The sequence below is a fragment of the Mesorhizobium sp. M1409 genome, from assembly GCF_040317535.1.
GTDB lineage: Bacteria > Pseudomonadota > Alphaproteobacteria > Rhizobiales > Rhizobiaceae > Mesorhizobium.
Genome location: NZ_JAMYKV010000001.1, coordinates 111111 through 131118, shown reverse-complemented (window position 1 = coordinate 131118; position 20008 = coordinate 111111). Strand labels below are relative to the sequence as shown.

The following is a 20008-nucleotide window of genomic DNA, read 5'->3' as shown; positions in this document are numbered from 1 at the left end:
TTGACGATTGAGAGGGCAAACGAAACCATGGCCGGCAAAACGCCGGCCATGGCCGTGATGGTTGATGTTAGTGGCCGGTTTCGCCGACGGCCAGTTCGGCGGCCGCGATGGCAGCCCTGCGCTTGGCAATCTGGTCGCCGATCGGTGGACCCTGGAAGCGGCGGTTTTCGAAACCGAACCAAAGGACGGCGGTCAGCACAATGAAGCCAATGGTGATGTAAAGCACCTTGTCGTTCGGCGGCTGGATGGCGATGTAGAAGATGATCGCCATGCCGACAATCGACAGGGCGCAAAACAGCTTGAACAGCCCGGCGCCGAGGTTCCACGGGCCTGGAGTCGGCCATTTCGCCGTTCCGAAGGTCATCATGCCGAGTACGATCGGAATGATGAACGACAGAAACAGGAAAACCAGCGTCGAATTGACGACGATGGTGTAGATGTTGGTGCCGCCAATCGAAATGAACTGTGCAAGAAAGACATAGATGATCTCAAGCACAGCAGCGGTCCAGATCGCGTTGACTGGCGTGCGCCAGGTCGGGTTGACTTTGGCGAGCGACGCGGAACCGAACGGCATGCCACCGTCACGCGAGAAGGCAAACAACATGCGCGAGGCCGAGGTCACCGTGGCGAGACCGCACAGGAACTGCGAGATCAGGATTGCGAGATACAGCAACGTCTTCAGCCAGACGGGCATGATCGCGTCCATGGTGGCGAAGAACACGTTCCAGCCCTGCTTGGCGCCGGCGGCCAGGTCGGGGATAGCCAGGACGATTGCGCACAGCATCACCCAACCGATTAGCGAAGACCAGAGCACGGACGAAACGATCGCCTGCGGCACCGAGTGTGCTGCCTTCTCTGTTTCTTCGGAGGTATGCGCCGACGCGTCGTAGCCGGTGATGGTATAGACCGGCAGAAGCAGGCAGAGCAGGAACAGGTAGCTCATGGAGTCGGACTGCGGGAAAACACCGCCACCGGCATCGCCCGAATAGTTGGTGAAGGTCCAAAGCCGCGTGATGTCGATCGCCGGCGCAAACACCAGGCAAGCCACGATTAGGACCGCCGTTGCTCCGAGAATCAGGAAGCCGGAAGCATCCGTCAGCATAGCCGTCAGCTTGATACCGAAATGGTTGAACAGCGCCTGCAGCACGGTGATGAAGGCTACGAACCCGACGATTTCGCCCGGCGTGCCGGTGATGCCGAACCAGCTTCCGAACGTTCCGACAAAGAAGAAGGCGGTGCCGATGTTGATGGCGCCGAGCACGGTGATCAGGCCAAACAGATTGAGCCAGGCCGTCAGCCAGCCAGTGAAGCGGTTGCCGAGGATCGACGACCAATGATAGAGGCCGCCGGCGGTCGGAAATGCCGAGGCGATCTGCGCCATGGCAAGGGCGAAGAAGCCCGATACGCAGCAGCCGACGATCCAGCCGATGCCCGCGCCCGCGCCACCGATCGACGATGTCGCCTGCGCGAAGGAATTGATGCCACCTGAAAGGATGCAGATGATCGAGAACGAGATCGCGAAATTCGAGAAGCGGCTCATGCTTCGCGACAGTTCCTGAGCATAGCCCATTCCATGGAGAACCTTGAGGTCCTCCTTCTTGTCAACTTCAGTATAACCCGGTGCTGCCATTTTGGTGTCCCCTGTTGGTTCTTAGCTGGCCGATTGAACTGACTTTCCGACTGAATGCGATCTGGTGTGTCCGGCCTCCTCTGGCTCCAGATCCGAAAAAATGCCCGTGAGCATATCCGCCCATTTCCGCTGCCCGGTCTCGCCGGCGATTTCATCGTTGCGGATTTCGATCATCGCGCAAGGCAAGCCGCGCGAGCGCGCATGGCGTTCCAGCGTGAAATAGACGCGGTCGGCCGGGGAATAGGGCTCGTTGACGCCGACGGTGACGCCAGCAAGCCGCTTCAGCGCCGATATCAGCGGTGATGCCAGCCGGCGATCCTTGTCGTGGATGATGCCTATATGCCAGGGCCGGTTTTTGGATTTGTAGACCGGCGTGAAGGAGTGGACCGAAACCAGGCGGGTCGCCTGCCCGCGCGCCAGCCGGTCGCAGACAATCTGATCGATGGCGGCGTGAAACGGCTGCCACGACAAGGCGATGCGCGCCGCGCGCTCACCTTCCGACAGGCCGGCATTGCCTGGTATGGCTGTTGTCTCACTGACAGGCGGTATCAAATCGGGCGCATCGAGCGGCCGGTTGCAGTCGATGACGAGACGCGAAATTCGGGTTTCGACCAACGTAGCATCGAGCGCCTGCGCCATGCGGCGGGCAACCGGCAGCGCGCCGGGATCCCACGCGATGTGGCGCGACAGGTCCTCGGCGGCAAGGCCAAGCGTGCCGAATTCGGCGGGAACGAAGTTCGAGGCGTGATCGCAGGTCAGCACAAAAGGGCTCGATCCGCCGGGGTTCGTCACCCTCACGGTATCAGACGCTGCAAGGCTGGCGGGCCGTGCTTTCTCCATAGTCTACCGTCCCCGGGGAGCGCTGTATCGTATGTTACGTATTTTGTCTCATTGCGTCCCTGTGGATGATTTCATACAGTTTGGCCGGTTTTGTCAAATGCGATTTCGGAAAAGACCTTCGACCGGGCCGAAGCGTTTTGCAGCCAGGTAGAATCGCTTGGCGTCGCAGAAATGGGCCAAGACAAACAGACGGAGCGGAATGGTTTGCCATCCCGCTCCAGGGGGTGGGGGAAAGATGATTTCCAGTATTGCCGAACTGATTGCCGACCGCATCGGCACGATGCCGGCCGGCGAACGACGCGCGGCCCAGACGCTGATCGCCAGCTACCCGATGATCGGCCTGAAGACGGTCGCCGAGTTCTCGGCCGCGGCCGGCGTCTCCTCGCCGACGATCCTGCGCTTCGTTGCCCGGCTGGGCTTCCAGAACTATCCGGAATTCCAGTCAAGCCTGCAGGACGAACTGGCGGCGCAATTGCAATCGCCGGCGATAAGGACGCTCAACCCGCCCTCGCCCGGCGGCGGCACGGTGTCACCAATGCTGGAAGCGACGCTCGACAACATGCGCGAAACGTTCAGGCACCTGTCCGACAGGCAGCTTGCCGACATCGCCGCCCGGCTTGTCGACCGGCGCGGCAAGACATTCCTGATCGGCGGCCGCTTCACCGATCCGCTGGCGCGTTACATGGCCGCCCACCTCGCCGTCGTTCAGCCCGATGTCTTTCACCTTGCCGGTCAGGAAAGCATGTGGCGCGACAGGCTGATCGACATGGGCAAACGCGATGTGCTGGTGATCTTCGACATCAGGCGCTATCAGGACAGCCTCGCTCGCTTCGCCGAAAAGGCGCATCAGCGCGGCGTGCAGATCGTGCTGTTCACCGACCAATGGCTATCGCCGATCGCGCGTTTCGCCCGCCATGTCATCGCTGGACGAACGGCCGTGCCGTCGGCGTGGGATTCCTCCGCCGCCCTCTTCGTCGTTGCAGAAATGCTGATCGGCGCTGTCACAAGGCAACTGGAAGCAGAGGGCGCCAAGCGCATTCGAGAGATGGAAAGTCTGCGTTAGGCGTCACGTTACATATATTTAATGTGCGCAGACACCGGAGAGTTGTCATAAAGACGCGATATCGGGCTGGCTTCTTGCCTTACAATAGCCTCGCCGCGTCTGCTTCATTTCGGGAAACTGGTAGACGAAAGGACTGTTTTACCAACCGGAGTGCCGATGGCCGCCTGGAAACAGATAGTTTTTGCGCTTGTGGTGCTGGTGGTGGCGGCATCCGCCTGGCTGCGCTTTTATCCGGGCGCTCACGACGTGCTGGCAGGCTGGGGCATTGACTGGGCTTATGCGGCAACGTCTCCGGCTGAAAGCGGCGCCGTCAACGCGAAGCAGGCAATCGGCCGCGGTGGTGGCAACCAGCGGGTGAACGTGGTTGCCCTGGCGGCCACTTCGGCTGTTATCAACGACCGCTTGCAGGCGATCGGTACCGGCCGTGCCAATGCCTCGGTGACCGTCAATCCCTACAGTTCCGGCCGCCTCGCCGAGTTGCTGGTCGAATCCGGCAGCCATGTCGACAAGGGACAAATCATCGCCACCCTCGATTCCGAGACCGAAATGATCGCCCAGGACCGCGCCAAGCTCGCCTTGCAGGATGCGCAGGCCAAGCTTGACCGCGTCAAGTCGCTGCGCGCCTCCAACGCCGCGACACCGGTTGCCGTGGCCGACGCCGAAGTGGTGTTGGCGGGCGCCAAGCTGGCGCTTCAGGACGCGGAACTTGCACTCCAGCGTCGGTCGATTCTGGCACCGATTGCCGGCACCGTCGGCATCCTGCCGATCTCCGCCGGCAATTATGTGACCAACCAGTCGGCAATCGCCACGCTCGACGACCGCTCCAGCATTCTGGTCGATTTCCTGGTACCGGAGCGTTTCGCCGCCGCTGTGAAGGTCGGCGCGCAATTGACGGCGACGCCGATCGCCAATCCCAGCAATGCCTATACCGGAACGGTTTCGGCCATAGACAATCACATCGATGAGAAGAGCCGCACCCTTCTGGTCAAAGCCAAGATCGCCAATCCGGCCGATTCCCTGCGCGCCGGCATGTCGTTCGGCATCACCATGAAATTCCCGGGACAGACCTATCCGGCCATCAGCCCGCTGGCGATCCTGTGGGGTTCGGACGGCGCCTATGTCTGGCGGATCGCGGACGGCAAGGCCAGGCGGGTCCCGGTGCGCATCATCCAGCGCAACACCGAGACCGTGCTGATCGACGCGGAGATCGACAGCGGCGACATGGTGGTCACCGAAGGCACTCAGAGCGTCAGCGAGGGCGGCGCGGTCCGCGTTGCCGGCGAAGAGCAGCGTGCCGTGGAGGCGGCCGAGGGCTCATGACCGGCACCATCAACACCGCCAGCGATACCGGCTTCACCGCGCTGTTCATCCGCAGGCCGGTCATGGCCTTCGTTCTGAACACCCTCATCGCCGTTGCTGGCCTTGCCGCCTTCTATGGCGTCGAGATCCGTGAACTGCCTGACGTCGATCGCGCGGTCGTTACTGTTTCCACCGCCTTCGAAGGGGCGGCGGCAGAAACCGTCGACCGCGAATTGACCGACACGATCGAGGGCGCCGTCGCCCGCGTCTCCGGCGTCAAGTCGATCTCGTCTTCTTCCTCGTTCGGTTCGAGCCGCGTCACCATCGAGTTCAACGACGGTGTCGATCTCGACGTCGCCGCCTCGGACGTGCGTGATGCCGTCGGCCGCGTCGCCAACCAGATGCCGGACACCGCCGATCCGCCGCGCATCGTCAAGGCCGATGCCAATTCCGAACCGGTGCTGCGATTGGCGGTGACCTCGGACAATATGTCGATCCAGGACATGACAGTGGTGGTCCAGGACCAGATCGAGGACGAGCTGGCCGCCGTGCCCGGCGTTGCCGACGTCCAGGTCTATGGCGACCGCGACAAGATCTTCCGCATCGATGTCGACCAGAACAAGCTTGCCAGCCTCGGCTTCACGGTGGCCGACCTCAGGGCGGCGCTTGCCTCTGTCGCCTTCGATTCACCCGCTGGTTCGATCACCACGACCAATCAGGACCTGATCGTCCGCACGACCGCCGACGTGACCACGCCGGAAGAGTTCGAAAACATCATCATCGGCGGCACGACGCGCATCCGCGACGTTGCCACCGTCACGCTCGGCCCCGATGTCGGCCAGACCGCGCTGCGTTCGGATGGCAAGACCGGTATTGGCATCGGCATCATCCGCCAGGCGGAATCGAACACGCTGGACATCTCGACCGGTGTCCAGGCCGCCGTCGCCAAATTGCAGGAAAACCTGCCCAAGGGCATGTCGATCAAGATCACCAGCGACGACGCGGTCTTCGTCAACGGCGCGGTGCACGAGGTCGAGATCGCGCTCGGCCTGTCGGTGACCATGGTGCTGATCGTCATCTATGTGTTTCTGCTCGACTGGCGCGCGACGCTGATCCCGGGACTATCGATGCCGGTTGCCATGATCGGCACCATCGCCGCCATCTATCTGGCTGGCTTCTCGGTCAACATCCTGACCCTGCTCGCCCTGGTGCTGGCGACCGGACTGGTCGTCGACGACGCCATCGTCGTGCTGGAGAACATCGTGCGACGGCGCAATGAAGGCATGGGGCCCCGCGCAGCCGCCGTGCTCGGCGCGCAGGAGGTGTTCTTCGCCGTCATTGCCACCACCTTGACGCTCGTCGCCGTCTTCGTGCCGATCTCGTTCCTGCCCGGCCAGACCGGCGGTCTGTTTCGCGAATTCGGCTTCGTGCTTGCCATGTCGGTGCTTCTGTCCTGCGTGGTGGCGCTGACGCTGTGCCCGATGCTCGCTTCGCGTATGCTGACCAGCGCATCGCTCCACCACGAAGGCGGTCACGGCGTCGGCGCCCGCATCGGCGGCGTGCTCAATACTGCCTACAAGCGCGGCCTGCACGCCTGCCTCGATGCGCCATGGATCGTGCTTCTGGTCGCGGTGCTGTTTGCCGGCACCGCCTTCACGCTGTTCGGCACCATACGCCAGGAACTGACGCCGACCGAGGATCGCGCCGCCGTGCTGCTGCGCGTCAGCGCCCCGCAGGGCGTCAGCCTCGACTACACCACCCAGCAGATGCAGAAGATCGAGAAACTGATCCAGCCGATGCGCGATTCCGGCGAGATCCGCAGCACTTTCGAGAATGCCGGCCAGAACGGCTCCTATAACTCAGGCTTCATGGTGATGACGCTGGCACCGTGGAACGAGCGCAGCCGCAGCCAGCAGGAGATCATGGCCGAGATCAGCCGGTTGACCAGACAGGTGCCGAGTGTGCGCATCTTCCCGGTGCAGCCCAACAGCCTCGGCATCCGCGGCGCCGGCAACGGCCTGCAGTTCGCGCTGGTCGGCAACGACCGCAAGGCACTCGGCGACGCAGCGGTGAAGATCATCGCCGAGATGCAGAAGGATCCGCGCTTCCAGACCCCGCGCCTGTCGATCGACCCGACGCAGCCGCAGCTGGCGGTGGCCATCGACCGCGAGCGCGCCTCCGACCTCGGCATCGACATCACTGGGCTGGCCAACACCTTGCAGGCCATGCTCGACGGCAACGACGTCGCCGACGTCTACATCGCCGACCGCAGCTATGGTGTGAAGCTGGTCTCGACCACCAATCCGATCAACGACCCGACCGATTTGGAAAACATCTTCCTGAAAACCGCCGACGGACGCTTCGTGCCGATGTCGACCATCGCCACGCTGACCGAGCGCGCCGTGCCGCCATCGCTGTCGCGTGAGCAGCAGCAGCCTTCGGTGGCCATCACATCCAACCTCACTGGCGACTTCGCTCTTGGCGATGCGCTCACCCGCGCCGAGGAAATCGCCACGCCGCTGCTGCCTGCGGGCAGCCGCATACTGCCGCTGGCCGAGGCCGCGACGCTGGGCGAGACCAACAGCGCCATGGTCACCATCTTCGGCTTCGCGCTGGTTATCATCCTTTTGGTGCTGGCCGCCCAGTTCGAAAGCTTCGTCAGCGCCGTCATCATCATGGCGACGGTGCCGCTCGGTCTCGCCTGCGCCATCTTCGCGCTGCTGCTCTCGGGCACCAGCCTCAACGCTTACAGCCAGATCGGCCTGGTGCTGCTGGTCGGAGTCATGGCCAAGAACGGCATCCTGATCGTCGAATTCGCCAACCAGCTGTGTGATCGTGGGCTTGGCGTGCGCGAAGCGATCGAGCAGGCCTCGATCATCCGCGTGCGGCCGGTGATGATGACGATGATCTGCACCGTGCTCGGCGGCTTGCCGCTGGTGCTGGCGAGCGGCGCCGGTGCCGAGGCGCGCGTCGCACTCGGCTGGGTCATCGTCGGCGGACTGGGCCTTGCCACCGTCTCGACGCTGTTCCTGACGCCGGTCGCCTATCTCCTGCTTGGCCGCTTCGTCACCCCGAAGACCCATGAGCAAGCCCGGCTGAAGCGCGAACTCGAGGAAGCCGCCTACACCAAAGTGGAGCCGGCCGAGTAGAGACATTCCAGCAAAAGTGAGGGCGGTTTCCGCCGCTATTTCAGCAACCGGCCTTCGATCGACCAGCGCGCGGCGAGGAAATTCAGCACCGCCGCCACGACGACACCGCCGATCTTGGCCGGCCAAACTCCGACAGTCGTTGCGAACAGCGCGATCGAAAGGCTGGAGACGCCGAGCGAGATCAGTCCCCCCAGGGAGGCGAAGCGAAGGAACGCGTCATGCAGCCGGATGGCTCGATTGCGCTCGAACGACCAGAAACCGTTCGCCGCGAAAGAGAAGGTGACGGCGATGAACCACGCGGCGATGTTGGCCGGCAGCGGCGAAACCCCGAGCTTGAGCAGCAGGAAGAAGCTGGCAAGGTCGATGGCCGTGTTCGCAAGTCCGACAATGGCAAAGCGGACGATCTTGTTGCCGGTCGAACGCTGGGGCCGCTCGGCGTCGCTCATCCCTTGCCATCCATGATTGCGACACCGGCGCGGGTCAGGCTGGCACCGAACGCATCCGACGCCAGGGCCGCGAATTCGACCTCGCGCACGCCTTGCATCGTGTCGCGCGCGCGCAGCGTCGCGTCGACATGGCCGGGATGGCACATGAACAGCCCTCGTTCCGGCAATGCCTCGACGGCGGCTTGCAGCACGGAAGCGAATTTTTCGGGTTGCCGCCAGTCATAGATGCCGGTGAGCGGCTTAAAAAGGGTGAAGCCGGCGCGCTGCATCGACCGATTGAAGCCGACAGCGAGCGCGGCGATCGCCGCGACTTTCGGCGCCGAGGCGAATTGGCCGGTCAGTGCCGGAGCGCCGCGCAGCGCCGGCCTGTCGCTTCCTTCGCCAAGGCGCGCGCGCAGCCATGTGCGCACGACGGGAAGGAAATGCACATGCTGATGCCCGTCGACGAAATCGGGGCGACGCCCCAGCGCCTCGATGAAGCGGCCGTACTGGGCGTCGAGCTCGGCATGGACATCGCGCTCGGCAATGTGGCCGCGCAGGACAGGCAATGCCAACGAGCGAAGTGGCGGCAGCCGGCCTTCCGGCGCCAGGCTCGACCGGCCGGTGATCGCAGGCTGGTCGGTCAAGGTGAGATGCAGCCCGACCGCGACATGGCCACAGAAAGGCTTTATGTGCGCCGCCTCCGCTTCCCATTCCGGAAAGCCAGTCATGCAGCTGGTTCCGGTCAGCCGCCCGCGATCGAGAAGGTCGAGAATCCCGGCGGAGACGCCGGGCGCCAGGCCGTAGTCGTCGGCGATCAGGCGGATGCGGCGCGTCATCTGTCGCTAGCGCCCTGCTCCGGCCTGTCGGCGGAGATCTCGCTGCGCACGACATCGCGCACGAGATAGACCGGCCGATCCTTGCTCTCGCTGAGCGTGACCCAGACATATTCGCCGATCAGGCCAAGCAGGGTCAGGTTGAGGCCGCCGAGCAGCACGACAGCGACCAGAAGGCTGGGGTAGCCGGGAACGGCAATGCCGTAGAAAATCACCTCGAAGAACACTTTGGCGCCGTAGACCGCGCCGCCCAATGCCGCGAGCAGCCCGCTGAGGCTGATCAGGCGCAGCGGAATGACGGAGAACGAGGTGAAACCTTCGAGCGAGAAGGCGATCAGGTTGAGCCGGCTCCATTTCGACGTGCCGCTGGCGCGGCCCTCCGGCGAATAGGGCAACGCCTTCTGGCGGAAGCCCGCCCAGGCAAACAGGCCCTTGTTGAAGCGTCGCTTGTCGCGCAAGCTGGTCAGCGCGCGCGCCACGGCAGCGCGCATGACGCGGAAGTCGCCGGCATTTTCAGGAATGTCGAAACGCTGGCTGCTGTTGATCAGGCTGTAGAAAAGCCGGGCCAGCTGGCTGCGCCGCCAGCTCGCCTCGCGGCGGTCGTTCTGCGCATAGACGACATCGACATCAGGATGTTCCACCAGCTCGGTGATCAGCTTCAGGCTGATGTCCAGGGAATGCTGGAGGTCGGCGTCCATGATCAGCACCATGTCGCCGCGCGACCGATCGAGGCCGGCGAGCACAGCGACCTCCTTGCCGAAATTGCGGCTGAGGCGAACGAGCTCCCACGACCCCGTCAGCGCCTGCGAAAACCGCCCAGCGCCATCGTCACGGCTGCCGTCATCAACCAGGATCTTGTGCACGGTCATGCCGAAGCGCTGTGCCACGGCCGATTCGAGCTCGCCGAGCAGGCGTGCGAAGGCCGATGCCGATGGCGCCTCGTTGAAGAACGGCGCCACGATGTCGAGTGTCGACCGCAACTCAGCCATTTGCGACCCCTGCATTCACCACCTTTACCCGCGCACTGGCCCAGAACCACCAGATCAGCGAACCCGCGATGAACGTAACCGCGATCGGCCGAAACCAGGGGTAGAGGAAATCGTGCACATGGCGATCGACGCCGGTCAGTCCGGCCGCGAACAGCACCGTCGACAACACCGAGGCCAGAACGCCACCGCGTTCTTCGCGCCACAACAGGGCGATGGCGAGACCGGCGGGCACCGCGATCATCGCATAGGTGTTGGGCTCGACGCGCGGGTTGAAGACGCACATGTAGAAAGTGGCCGTTAGGAAGATCGCCAACCCCGCCGGTCCGCGTTCAAGCTTGCGGTCGAACCAGATGACAGCCGAAAGCGTAAACAGAGCCATGACCATGCGTATGACCGTTGCGCCGAATTCCGGAATCGGCAGCCCTATCCTGGTGAACGGCGCCGTGAAATCGGAGGGTATGAAATGGCTGGTGTTGTCGATGGCCATCGAAGTCAGCATCTGGGCGAAGACACGATACTGATCGTTGAGGTAGCCGGCGGGAGCGAAAGCGTAGGGCAGCGCGAGCACGAACAGCACCGCCAGCGCCAGCACCGGTATCAAACGGAGCCGAAGGGCTCCCACCAACAACAGCATGATGATCGCGGTCGGCTTGGCGATGACGGCAAGCGAAGCCCAGAAGAAGGTCTCCGCGCGCCGCCCGTCAAGCGCCGACAGGGTGAGAAGCCAGCAGGCCCCGGTGAGCAGGATTGTCGCCTGGCCGTTACGGATCGCCCCCGCCGCCATCGGCAAAGCGAGGAAAAGACCGAAAGAAAGCAGCCACGTCAGTTCGCCGCCGCCGAGCTTGCGCACCTGCCGCATCGCGGCGTAGGTCAGCACGGCAAAGCCAAGCGTGTGCCACACCACGCCGCCCAAATGCGAACCGAGTTTGACTATCGGAATATAGAGCGCGGCAAAGGCCGGCGCGTAGAGATACCCCATCTCGGACTGGGTGTCGTAGAGCGGCAGACCGGCCAGAAGGGCCTCGCTGCCGTCCAGATAAGCCTGCCATACCGTCCGCGTGTGGGGTGACCACAGGACCATGGCGAGAACGACCAGAAATGTTCCGACCCAGAGGCTGAACCCCAAACGGTCGAAGACCGGCTTGGATATCGTCATCAAATCACCCCACACTATCCCGGAACAGGCCCAGTCCGGCACCGTCCCGGCATTCGATGGCGGCGGCATATCACGGACAAAGCGGCGTGGCATAGGGGGCTGAAAGACGCGGATAGCCGCCTGACGATCCGGGCGGCGGCCAGATACCGACATCCTTGCGGCCGTCGAAAGTCCTCTGAAGGCTTCATGTCCAAGCTTCTCGCGTCTCTCGAATGGAGCTAAGGCCGAATGAACACCTTGCCATTGGGCCTGGCCAGTTCCTCCGGCAGCCGCGACATCGCCTCGGCGAGCGGCACCACCGCCGTCACGTCGGTCGACCATCGCCCGTCGGAAAAACGCTTCTGCGCTTCAAGGATCGCCGAGCCGCGGCGGTCGCGGAACTGGCGCATCCACTCGCTCAGCCAAAAACCTTCGATATGCTTGTGCTGGAAGATCAGCTGGCCGGGTTCGCGGATAACAGTGGCTTCGGGATCGAGCCGCCCATAGATGATCCAGCGCGAACGCTTCGGCATGGCGTCGAAGATGGCGGAGGCCAGCGGCCCGGTCACCGCGTCGAGGAAGATGCGCGGCTGTTCGGCCTTCATCACCTCGCGCAGCGACGTCTTGAAATCCGGCGCCTTTTCGTTGAGGACATGCGCCGCGCCAAGTTCTTTCAGCGAAGCGATCTGGTCGTCGCGGCGCACGGTGACGATCGGTCGGAATCCCTCTTCCCTGGCCAGCCCGATGATCAGCTTGCAGAGCTGGCTGGCGCCGGCGGTCATGACGAAGCCCTTTTCGCCTTCCTGTTTGACGATGTCGAACATGGCGAGTGCGGTGAGCGGGTTGACGATCATCGCCGCGCCGTCCTCGTCGCGGACGGTGTCGAGCAGCGGGATGCAGACCGCCGCCTCGGCGACGGCATAGTCGGCCCATGAGCCCCAGTTGGTGACACCGGTGGTAAAGGCGACGCGCTTGCCGATCAGGCTTTTGGGATAGGGCTCGTCACCGCTGGCGACGACGGTGCCGACACCCTCGAAGCCGGCCGGCTGGCCCTTGGCGCGCGGCTGGCCATACTGGCCCTTGATGAAGGCGACATCGGACGGATTGATCGAGGCGAGGCTGACCTTGATCAGCACCTGCGTCGGTCCGGGTGTCGGCACCGCGATGCTGCCCGGCTCGAGATAGGGCTCCATCGCCTCCAGCATACTGCCGCTCGGCGTCCTGGTGTAGCCGTCGCCGACCAGCAGCAGCGCCTTCATTTCGGAGGGGACGGTCATCGCAACACTCCTTGCCTGGACCTGTCGGCTTGCCGGATGACGATGCCGGCGTTCAGACCTTTTCCTGCGTGTATTTCTTCAGCTCCGTCCGCGCCACCTGCCGGCGATGCACGGCATCAGGCCCGTCGGCAAGGCGCAATGTCCGCAGGTGCGTCCACGACCGCGCCAGCGGCGTGTCCTGGCTGATGCCTTGCGCGCCGAACATCTGCACCGCCTCGTCGGTGACCTTGAGAGCGACGCGCGGCGCTACCACCTTGATCTGGCTGATCCAGGGAGCTGCGGCCCGCGCATCGCCCTGGTCGATCATCCAGGCCGCCTTGAGGCAGAGCAGGCGGGCCATCTCGATCTCCATGCGGCATTCCGCGATGATGTCGAAATTGGCACCGAGCTTTGCCAGGGGCTGGCCGAAGGCCTCGCGGCGCACGGAACGCTGGCACAGCATTTCCAGCGCCATCTCGGCCTGGCCGATGGCGCGCATGCAGTGATGGATGCGGCCAGGGCCGAGCCGCCCCTGCGCGATCTCGAAACCCCTGCCCTCGCCGAGGATCAGGTTCGATGCCGGCACCCGCACATTGTCGAAGCGAAGATGCATATGGCCATGCGGCGCGTCGTCGTCGCCATAGACCTGCATGGCGCGGACCTTGGTCACGCCCTTTGTGCCCGATGGCACCAGGATCATCGAATGGCGGCGATGCCGCGGCTCGCTGTCATCGCCGGTCCGGACCATGACGATGTAGATGGCGCAGCGCGGATCGCCGGCGCCGGACGCCCACCATTTCTCGCCGTTGAGCACATAGTCGTCGCCGTGCCGCTCGCAGCGCATGGCGATGTTAGTGGCGTCGGACGAGGCGATGTCCGGCTCGGTCATCAGATAGGCCGAGCGGATCGTGCCCTCGAGCAGCGGCTCAAGCCACGCCTTCTTGTGGTCCGCCGAGCCGTAGCGTTCCAGCACCTCCATATTGCCGGTGTCGGGCGCCGAGCAGTTGAAGGTTTCCGCGCCGAGATGCGCCTTGCCCATCTCCTCGGCCAGATAGGCGTATTCGACCGTGGAAAGGCCGTAACCGCGCTCCGAGCCGGTCAGCCAGAAATTCCACAGGCCGCGCTCTCTTGCGGTCTTCTTCAGCCCTTCGAGGATCTCGCTCTGGCGCGCCGTATAGACCCAGCGGTCGCCTTCCTTGCCCACTTCGCCGAGAAACTCCTTGTCAAGCGGCATGATCTCCTCGCGCACCATGGCCGCGACGCGCGCGTGTATCGGCTTCAGCCGCTCGGTCATGCCGAGATTCATGTCCGTCATCGGTCGCTAACCCTTCATGCATGCCAGGCATTTGTCAGTGGCAAGGATGACCGTACTTCGGATAGCCTTGTCAACGCGAACTGTTTGCCCGCATGCCGAGCGCGGAGGATTGTGATGAGCTATCTGGACGAGCTGTTTTCGGTGGCCGGCAAGATCGCGCTGGTCACGGGTGCCGCGACCGGCATCGGCCGCATGGCGGCGACCGCGCTGGTGCGGGCCGGCGCCAGCGTGATGATCGCTTCGCGCAAGGGCGAGGACTGCATCAAGGTCGCCGAAGAACTGAACGGTCTTGGCGCCTCGGGCCGGGCGGAAGGCTTCGCCGGCGATGTCTCCAGCGAGGCCGGCATTGCCGCGCTCGTCGCCGAGGTCAAGGCGCGGACCGATCGCCTGAACATCCTGGTCAACAATGCCGGCGTTTCCTGGGGTGCGCCGCTGGAGAGCTTTCCCTATTCGGCTTGGGCCAAGGTGCTCGGCGTCAATGTCACCGCGGTCTTCCATCTGACGCGTGAATTGCTGCCGCTGCTCGATGCCGCCGCCAGCGACGCCGATCCGGCTAGGGTGATCAACCTCGGTTCGGTGATGGGCACGCAGCCGCTGGCCGACGACGCCTATTCCTACACGGCCTCGAAGGCCGCGGTTCACCATTTGACACGCACCCTGGCGCTGGAGTTCGCCGCCCGACGCATCACCGTCAACGCTTTCGCCCCCGGGCCGTTCCAGAGCCGCATGACGGCGTTTGCCACCGGCACGGATGAACAGGCCAGACATGTCGGCAATCATGTTCCGATCGGCCGTATCGGCGCACCGGATGACATTGCCGGCGCAACGCTCTATTTGTGCAGCCGTGCCGGCAGCTATGTCACCGGCGCCATCCTGCCGATCGACGGCGGGCAGTCGGTGCAGCATGGGCTGACACTGTTCAAGGAATGACATTTTCCGGCCACAGAAGCCGGAGGTGAACTGGAGGACATGAGTTTGGAACCGATCAGTCTCGATGTGCTTCTGGCCAATATCGGCAAGGAGGTTGGCGTGTCGCCGTGGCGGGTGGTCACGCAACGCATGATCGACCAGTTCGCCGACGCCACCGACGACCACCAGTTCATCCACTGCGACCCGGAGCGGGCCATGCGCGAGACTCCGTTCGGCGGCACCATCGCGCACGGCTTCCTGTCGCTGTCGCTGTTGTCGGCAATGACCTTCGAGACAATGCCGCCGCTGGAAAACAGCAAGATGGGCGTCAACCACGGCTTCGATTCGCTGCGCTTCCTGGCACCGGTGAAGACCGGCGCGCGCATTCGCACCCGTTTCGTGCTGGCCGACGTCAAGGTCAGGCCGTCGGGCTGGGTGCAGACGGCGCACGACGTGACGATCGAGATCGAAGGCTCGAAGAAACCGGCGCTGACCGCGCGCTGGCTAACGCTGACCTTGATCGAACGTCAGCCAGAGACGGCATGAACGATCCGAACGTCCTCGACCAGGCGGCGCTCGCGCCTTACCTCGAGGCCAACATACCGGGCTTTTCCGGGCTTGCCGCAATCGAAAAGTTCAAATCCGGCCAATCGAACCCGACCTATCTGCTGACGGCGGCAAGCGGCCGTTACGTGCTGCGCGCCAAGCCGCCGGGGCAGTTGTTGAAATCGGCGCATCAGGTCGACCGCGAATTCAGGGTGATGAAGGCGCTTGCCGGCACCGCCGTGCCAGTGCCTCGGATGCTGCATCTTTCCGACGAAGACTCGCCGATCGGACGTATGTTCTACGTGATGGATTTCGTCGACGGCCGCATTTTCTGGGATCCGGCGCTGCCGGAGGCTCGCGATAACGATGAACGCGCCGCCATCTACGATGCCCTGAACGATACCCTCGCCGCGCTGCACGACGTCGATGTCGAGGCCGTGGGTCTCGGTGATTTCGGCCGGCCCGGCAACTACTTCGAGCGTCAGCTGGCGCGCTGGACCAGCCAGTACCGCGCCTCGGAAACCGGCACCGTCGCCGACATGGACCGGCTGATTGCCTGGCTGGAGACGCGCATGCCGGAAGATGACGGCCGCGTCTCGCTGGTGCATGGCGACTACCGGCTGGACAATCTGATCTTCGCGCCGGACCGGCCAAAGGTTCTGGCTGTGCTCGACTGGGAACTGTCGACATCAGGCCACCCCTTCGCCGATATCGCCTACCAGTGCATGCAATGGCGCCTGCCGCATAGCTCGGGCTTTCGCGGCCTGGGCGGTGTCGATCGTGCCGCACTCGGCCTGCCGCTGGAAGAGGAATATGTCGCCGCCTACTGCCGGCGGCGCGGGCTTACCGGCATCGGCAACTGGACCTTCTTCCTCGCTTTCTCCTTCTTCCGGCTGGCTGCGATCTGCCAGGGCGTCTTCAAGCGGGCGCTGGACGGCAACGCCTCTAATCCGGAAAAGGCGAGAACCTATGGCGAGGCGGTAAAACTGCTTTCGCATCTCGCCGCCAAACTGATCGACAAGGAGGCGTGATGATGGGCCGCTTCGAGGGAGCAACAAAGCTGATCACGGGTGCTGCCGTCGGGCTTGGCCGGGCGCCGCGAAAGGCTTTGCCACTGAGGGCGCCCGGATGGTGCTGTCGGACATCGACGAGCGTCGGCGCCATCTGGAGCTTTGTCGTTTGGGGAACTTCCCGTGCCCTTGTCCGTTTCCGTACAGCGTATATAATTCAGCCAGGCACCAACCCAAACAAAGGCACCAGATCTTGCCGCCGAGCGTCCAGACACGCCGCGAGAAACAAAAGGCCGAACTGCGCTCCGAACTGGTCGAGGCCGCGCACAAGCTCGTCCAGGAAGAAGGCTATGAAGGCCTGACCATCCGCAAATTGGCCAAGCGGGTCGGCTATGCCCCGATGTCGGTCTATTCCTACTTCGCCGACAAACAGGACATCCTGTTTGCGCTGGCGGAAGATGCGTTCGAGACGCTTGCCCGACGCATCGAGGAGCATTCGTCCGACGATCCGATCGAGGCGTTGCAGGCGGTCATGACGGAATATGCCGCCTTCGGGCTCGGCAATCCGAACGAATACCGCACGGTGTTCATGACCGAGAAGACCAAGCTGCCGGAAGGCAGGAGCTACGAGGACATGGAAGAGAGCAACCCGGCGATGAACGCGCTGATCAGCAGGGTCGAGGCCTGCGTCGCCGCCGGCAAGTTGCAGGGCGATCCACGCGCCATCGCCACCATGCTGTGGGCGGTCGGCCATGGCACGATCTCGCTGCTCATCACCTTTCCGTTCTACCCCTTCGGCGATCCGCAGGCTTTCGTGAAGCGGATGTGCGATTTCACGCTTGCCACGCTCAGCACGCAAAATGTGCCACCGCTGACCGGGACACCGGTCAACCGCTGAACGTCAGTACCTTTCGTTTCCATATTTCTCTCCGCCAGCCAAAGCGGGGTGAATTTCTTGGTTAACAAAAAATTTATCGTACGCGTACGGTTTCGCCTTGAACTTCGGGATCGACGGGCGTATCTGTACAGTGCATCGTACATGTACGAAAGAAGTTCACCGTAAGGTACGAATTGAATTCGACCTCAGAAAACGGAGACTGACTATGAAAAAGACACTCCTCACCCTCGCGCTGGCACTTTCGGGCTCGGCCTTCGCCGCCAGCGCCACCCACCCGGTCAAGCATGCGTCCGCCGCGACCTGCGTAGACACGAAGACCAACGTGAAGCTCGATTGCGCCTCGACCGGCTCGGTCGAGAAGAAGGGCACCACGGAAAACACCGCTGAAGGCAAAGGCCCGCGGCTCGGCATCAGCATCGACCCGTGGATCGTGCCGAGCTCGTTCTGATATTTGCGGGAAATCACTTCTGGCCGGCATAAGCCGGCCAGCTTCAGGCGATCGATACCGGCAGCCTTGCCGCTGAACTCTCGAAGGCGGCGTCGATCAGCTTCTGCATATCGGCGGCGCGCCGGAACGATGGATCGCCATTCCGGCCAGCATCCAGTGCATCGGCAAAGCGCCTGGCGTTGCGTTTGACATCGGGCAGCGCCAGCGTTTGCCAGCGCTGAAGATCGACATCCCCACCCAGGCAGGCGGACAGGTTCGATACCTTGCCGTCGGTCTCGACCTTAATAGCGCCCTTGATGCCGTGCAGGGCCAGCGACAGATCGTTGGCATGACCGGTCGTGTAGCGGCTCGCCACGATCGTGGCGAGCGCACCGGAGCTCAGCCGCGCCGTCATCGCGACGCTGTCATTGGCATCCAGCACATAGTCGCCGATGCGCTCACCCTCGGCCTTCGGAAACGTCACCAGATCGGCATGCAGACTGACGATATCCTGGTCGGCGCCATAGGTGGCGAAATCCAGGATATGAATACCGACATCGCCGAGCACGCCTGTCGAGCCATGCCGGCTCGACAGGCGCCACAGCCATTTGTCCTCGACCCGCCAGTCGCCCCATGATTTGCTGACCAGCCAGCTCTGCCGGTAGCTCGCCTCGACATGGCGCAACTCGCCGATCTCGCCGGCCTGCACCATGCGCCGTGCTTCCTGGATCGCCGGTGAGTTGCGATAGGTCAGGTTGACCATGTTGACCACCCCGGCTGCCTCGGCCGCTTCGGTCATTGCCAGCGCATCGGCGTGGTTCGGTGCCAGCGGCTTTTCGCAAAACACATGCTTGCCCTCGGCAAGCAGCGCAAGCGTCGTCGCCATATGCGCACCATCCGGCGTCGCGTTGATGGCGGCATCGAACTGACCCCAGGCGACCGCCGCTTCCAGACTCTCGAAGAAATCGCCGATCTTGCTGGCGGCGGCAAACGCGGCCGCGCGGCCGGGCACCTGGTCGACGCAAGCGACGATGCCGCAGCCCGGAATCCCGGCGAACTCCTCGACATGATGCCCGGCGATGCCGCCTGTGCCGAGCAAGAGAATTCGATGCATCAGTTCAGGCCCCCAACCCCTCACGCCCCAATCAACTCAGGCCTCAACTAAGGCCCTTGTCGCCATCGGCATGCAGACGCAGGCCCTTCTGGACGATCTTCTCCTTTGCCGCATCCGTCGGCACGTTCGGCGCATTGGTGATGCCGGACCATGCCGGCGCCGGGTTGTGCGCCCAGTGCACCGCATTGCGCAGCACCTGCTGCACGCCCTCATTGTGATAGATCGGATAGGTCTCGTGGCCGGGCGAGAAGTAGAAGATCCTGCCGGCGCCGCGCTGATAGGTCAGCCCGGACCGGAACACCTCGCCGCCCTCGTACCAGGAGACGAACACCGTCTCGAGTGGCTCCGGCACCGCGAACGGTTCGCCATACATTTCCGTCTCGCCGATCTCGAGGCACTCGCCTATGCCTTGCGCGATCGGGTGGCCGCGGTTGATCGCCCAGACGCGCTCGCGCTCGCCCGCCTCGCGCCATTTCAACGAACAGGGCGTGCCCATCAGCCGCTTGAAGATCTTCGAGTAGTGGCCGGAATGGAGCACGATCAGCCCCATGCCTTCCCACACACGCTTCTGCACCCGCTCGACGATCTCGTCCTTGACCTCGCCATGCGCCGCATGGCCCCACCACAACAGAACGTCGGTGGCCGCCAGGCGTTTCTCGCTCAAGCCATGTTCGGGCTCCTGCAAGGTGGCGGTGGTCGCCTCGATGCCCTTGTCTCGGTTCAGCGCAGCGGCAATGGTGCCATGCATCCCCAAGGGATAGAGGTCGCGCACGGCGGCATTGGTCTGCTCGTGGACGTTCTCGCCCCAGACGATTGCTTTTGTCGGCATTTTCATCTCCCAAAGCGCTTTAAATAGCATGTCCAATGGGATTGAGAAGGTCCGGTTCGATCTGGCCCGATGGAAATTACGTCTTGCGCCTCTTGCGCCCGGCAACGGTCTTGGGCTTGCCCGGTCTTGCGGGAGAGCCTGGAATGGCCGTGCTGGTGATCGATATAGGATCGCTGGCCGGGAACGTGTCCTCGAGGCCTTCCTCGAGTTCCTCTTCGGCGCTCGGCGCTTCTTGCCGCTCATGTTCGAGCGAGCGGACGGCCGCGGTTTTCCTGGCTGACTTCGGCGCGGAATTCGTCGGCATCGGCATTCTCCCTCGGCGTGAGGATGCAGAACGA

Annotated in this window: 19 protein-coding genes; 8 read left to right on the top strand and 11 right to left on the bottom strand. The window is 63.5% G+C overall.

What is annotated here, in order from left to right:
- Positions 1-67: 67 nt before the first annotated feature.
- Together NKG99_RS00660 and NKG99_RS00655 are read right to left on the bottom strand one after the other, a co-directional pair.
- Positions 68-1630, bottom strand: a complete 1563-nt coding sequence (locus NKG99_RS00660) for an amino acid permease (protein WP_352863227.1) — start codon at positions 1628-1630, stop codon at positions 68-70.
- 21 nt (positions 1631-1651) lie between these two features.
- Complete coding sequence (locus NKG99_RS00655; RefSeq protein ID WP_352863226.1) at positions 1652-2470, bottom strand: N-formylglutamate amidohydrolase; 819 nt, start codon at positions 2468-2470, stop codon at positions 1652-1654.
- A gap of 235 nt (positions 2471-2705) precedes the next feature.
- Between NKG99_RS00655 and NKG99_RS00650 the strand changes: the two genes are divergently transcribed.
- The 3 genes from NKG99_RS00650 to NKG99_RS00640 all read left to right on the top strand — a co-directional run bounded on the left by NKG99_RS00650 (position 2706) and on the right by NKG99_RS00640 (position 7981).
- A complete protein-coding gene (locus tag NKG99_RS00650; protein WP_352863225.1) occupies positions 2706-3533 on the top strand; it encodes a MurR/RpiR family transcriptional regulator in 828 nt (275 codons plus the stop codon).
- A 156-nt stretch (positions 3534-3689) separates the two neighbouring features.
- Entirely contained in the window at positions 3690-4853 is a 1164-nt protein-coding gene (locus NKG99_RS00645; protein ID WP_352863223.1) for an efflux RND transporter periplasmic adaptor subunit, read from the top strand.
- Positions 4850-7981 (top strand): efflux RND transporter permease subunit, encoded by a 3132-nt coding sequence (locus NKG99_RS00640; protein ID WP_352863222.1) that lies wholly within the window; start codon positions 4850-4852, stop codon positions 7979-7981. Before NKG99_RS00645 ends, NKG99_RS00640 begins: the two co-directional genes overlap by 4 nt.
- Before the next feature lie 35 nt (positions 7982-8016).
- Here NKG99_RS00640 and NKG99_RS00635 read toward each other — a convergent pair whose 3' ends face one another.
- The 6 genes from NKG99_RS00635 to NKG99_RS00610 all read right to left on the bottom strand — a co-directional run bounded on the left by NKG99_RS00635 (position 8017) and on the right by NKG99_RS00610 (position 13937).
- Positions 8017-8427: a GtrA family protein gene (locus NKG99_RS00635; protein WP_352863220.1), complete on the bottom strand. Its 411-nt coding sequence runs from the start codon at positions 8425-8427 to the stop codon at positions 8017-8019.
- Positions 8424-9245, bottom strand: a complete 822-nt coding sequence (locus NKG99_RS00630; protein ID WP_352863219.1) for a ChbG/HpnK family deacetylase — start codon at positions 9243-9245, stop codon at positions 8424-8426. Before NKG99_RS00630 ends, NKG99_RS00635 begins: the two co-directional genes overlap by 4 nt.
- The gene (locus NKG99_RS00625; RefSeq protein WP_352863217.1) at positions 9242-10231 is read right to left on the bottom strand and encodes a glycosyltransferase family 2 protein; all 990 of its coding nucleotides are present in this window, start codon (positions 10229-10231) and stop codon (positions 9242-9244) included. Before NKG99_RS00625 ends, NKG99_RS00630 begins: the two co-directional genes overlap by 4 nt.
- Positions 10224-11387 carry a glycosyltransferase family 87 protein gene (locus NKG99_RS00620; RefSeq protein ID WP_352863216.1) on the bottom strand — a complete coding sequence of 388 codons (1164 nt, stop codon included), beginning with the start codon at positions 11385-11387 and terminating at the stop codon, positions 10224-10226. The genes NKG99_RS00625 and NKG99_RS00620 overlap by 8 nt, the downstream gene beginning before the upstream one ends.
- 218 nt (positions 11388-11605) lie before the next feature.
- Entirely contained in the window at positions 11606-12643 is a 1038-nt protein-coding gene (locus tag NKG99_RS00615) for a zinc-binding dehydrogenase (protein ID WP_352863214.1), read from the bottom strand.
- Positions 12644-12695: 52 nt separating this feature from the next.
- On the bottom strand, positions 12696-13937 hold the full coding sequence (locus NKG99_RS00610) for an acyl-CoA dehydrogenase family protein (protein ID WP_352863212.1): 1242 nt from the start codon (positions 13935-13937) through the stop codon (positions 12696-12698).
- 114 nt (positions 13938-14051) lie between these two features.
- Here NKG99_RS00610 and NKG99_RS00605 point away from each other — a divergent pair, with 114 nt between their 5' ends.
- The 5 genes from NKG99_RS00605 (at position 14052) to NKG99_RS00585 (ending at position 17748) form a co-directional block, all read left to right on the top strand.
- Entirely contained in the window at positions 14052-14867 is an 816-nt protein-coding gene (locus tag NKG99_RS00605) for an SDR family oxidoreductase (protein WP_352863211.1), read from the top strand.
- 39 nt (positions 14868-14906) lie between these two features.
- Positions 14907-15392, top strand: a complete 486-nt coding sequence (locus tag NKG99_RS00600) for a MaoC family dehydratase (protein ID WP_352863209.1) — start codon at positions 14907-14909, stop codon at positions 15390-15392.
- Positions 15389-16423, top strand: a complete 1035-nt coding sequence (locus NKG99_RS00595; RefSeq protein ID WP_352863208.1) for a phosphotransferase family protein — start codon at positions 15389-15391, stop codon at positions 16421-16423. The genes NKG99_RS00600 and NKG99_RS00595 overlap by 4 nt, the downstream gene beginning before the upstream one ends.
- Before the next feature lie 232 nt (positions 16424-16655).
- The gene (locus NKG99_RS00590; RefSeq protein ID WP_352863207.1) at positions 16656-17300 is read left to right on the top strand and encodes a TetR/AcrR family transcriptional regulator; all 645 of its coding nucleotides are present in this window, start codon (positions 16656-16658) and stop codon (positions 17298-17300) included.
- Positions 17301-17505: 205 nt separating this feature from the next.
- Positions 17506-17748: a DUF680 domain-containing protein gene (locus tag NKG99_RS00585; RefSeq protein WP_352863206.1), complete on the top strand. Its 243-nt coding sequence runs from the start codon at positions 17506-17508 to the stop codon at positions 17746-17748.
- A gap of 43 nt (positions 17749-17791) precedes the next feature.
- On the opposite strand, the gene NKG99_RS00580 is transcribed toward NKG99_RS00585, so the two are convergent.
- The 3 genes from NKG99_RS00580 to NKG99_RS00570 all read right to left on the bottom strand — a co-directional run bounded on the left by NKG99_RS00580 (position 17792) and on the right by NKG99_RS00570 (position 19974).
- Positions 17792-18841: a Gfo/Idh/MocA family protein gene (locus NKG99_RS00580; protein WP_352863204.1), complete on the bottom strand. Its 1050-nt coding sequence runs from the start codon at positions 18839-18841 to the stop codon at positions 17792-17794.
- A 43-nt stretch (positions 18842-18884) separates the two neighbouring features.
- Positions 18885-19670, bottom strand: a complete 786-nt coding sequence (locus NKG99_RS00575; protein ID WP_352863203.1) for a ThuA domain-containing protein — start codon at positions 19668-19670, stop codon at positions 18885-18887.
- Between the two features lie 76 nt (positions 19671-19746).
- Complete coding sequence (locus NKG99_RS00570; RefSeq protein ID WP_352863202.1) at positions 19747-19974, bottom strand: hypothetical protein; 228 nt, start codon at positions 19972-19974, stop codon at positions 19747-19749.
- Between the last annotated feature and the right edge of the window lie 34 nt (positions 19975-20008).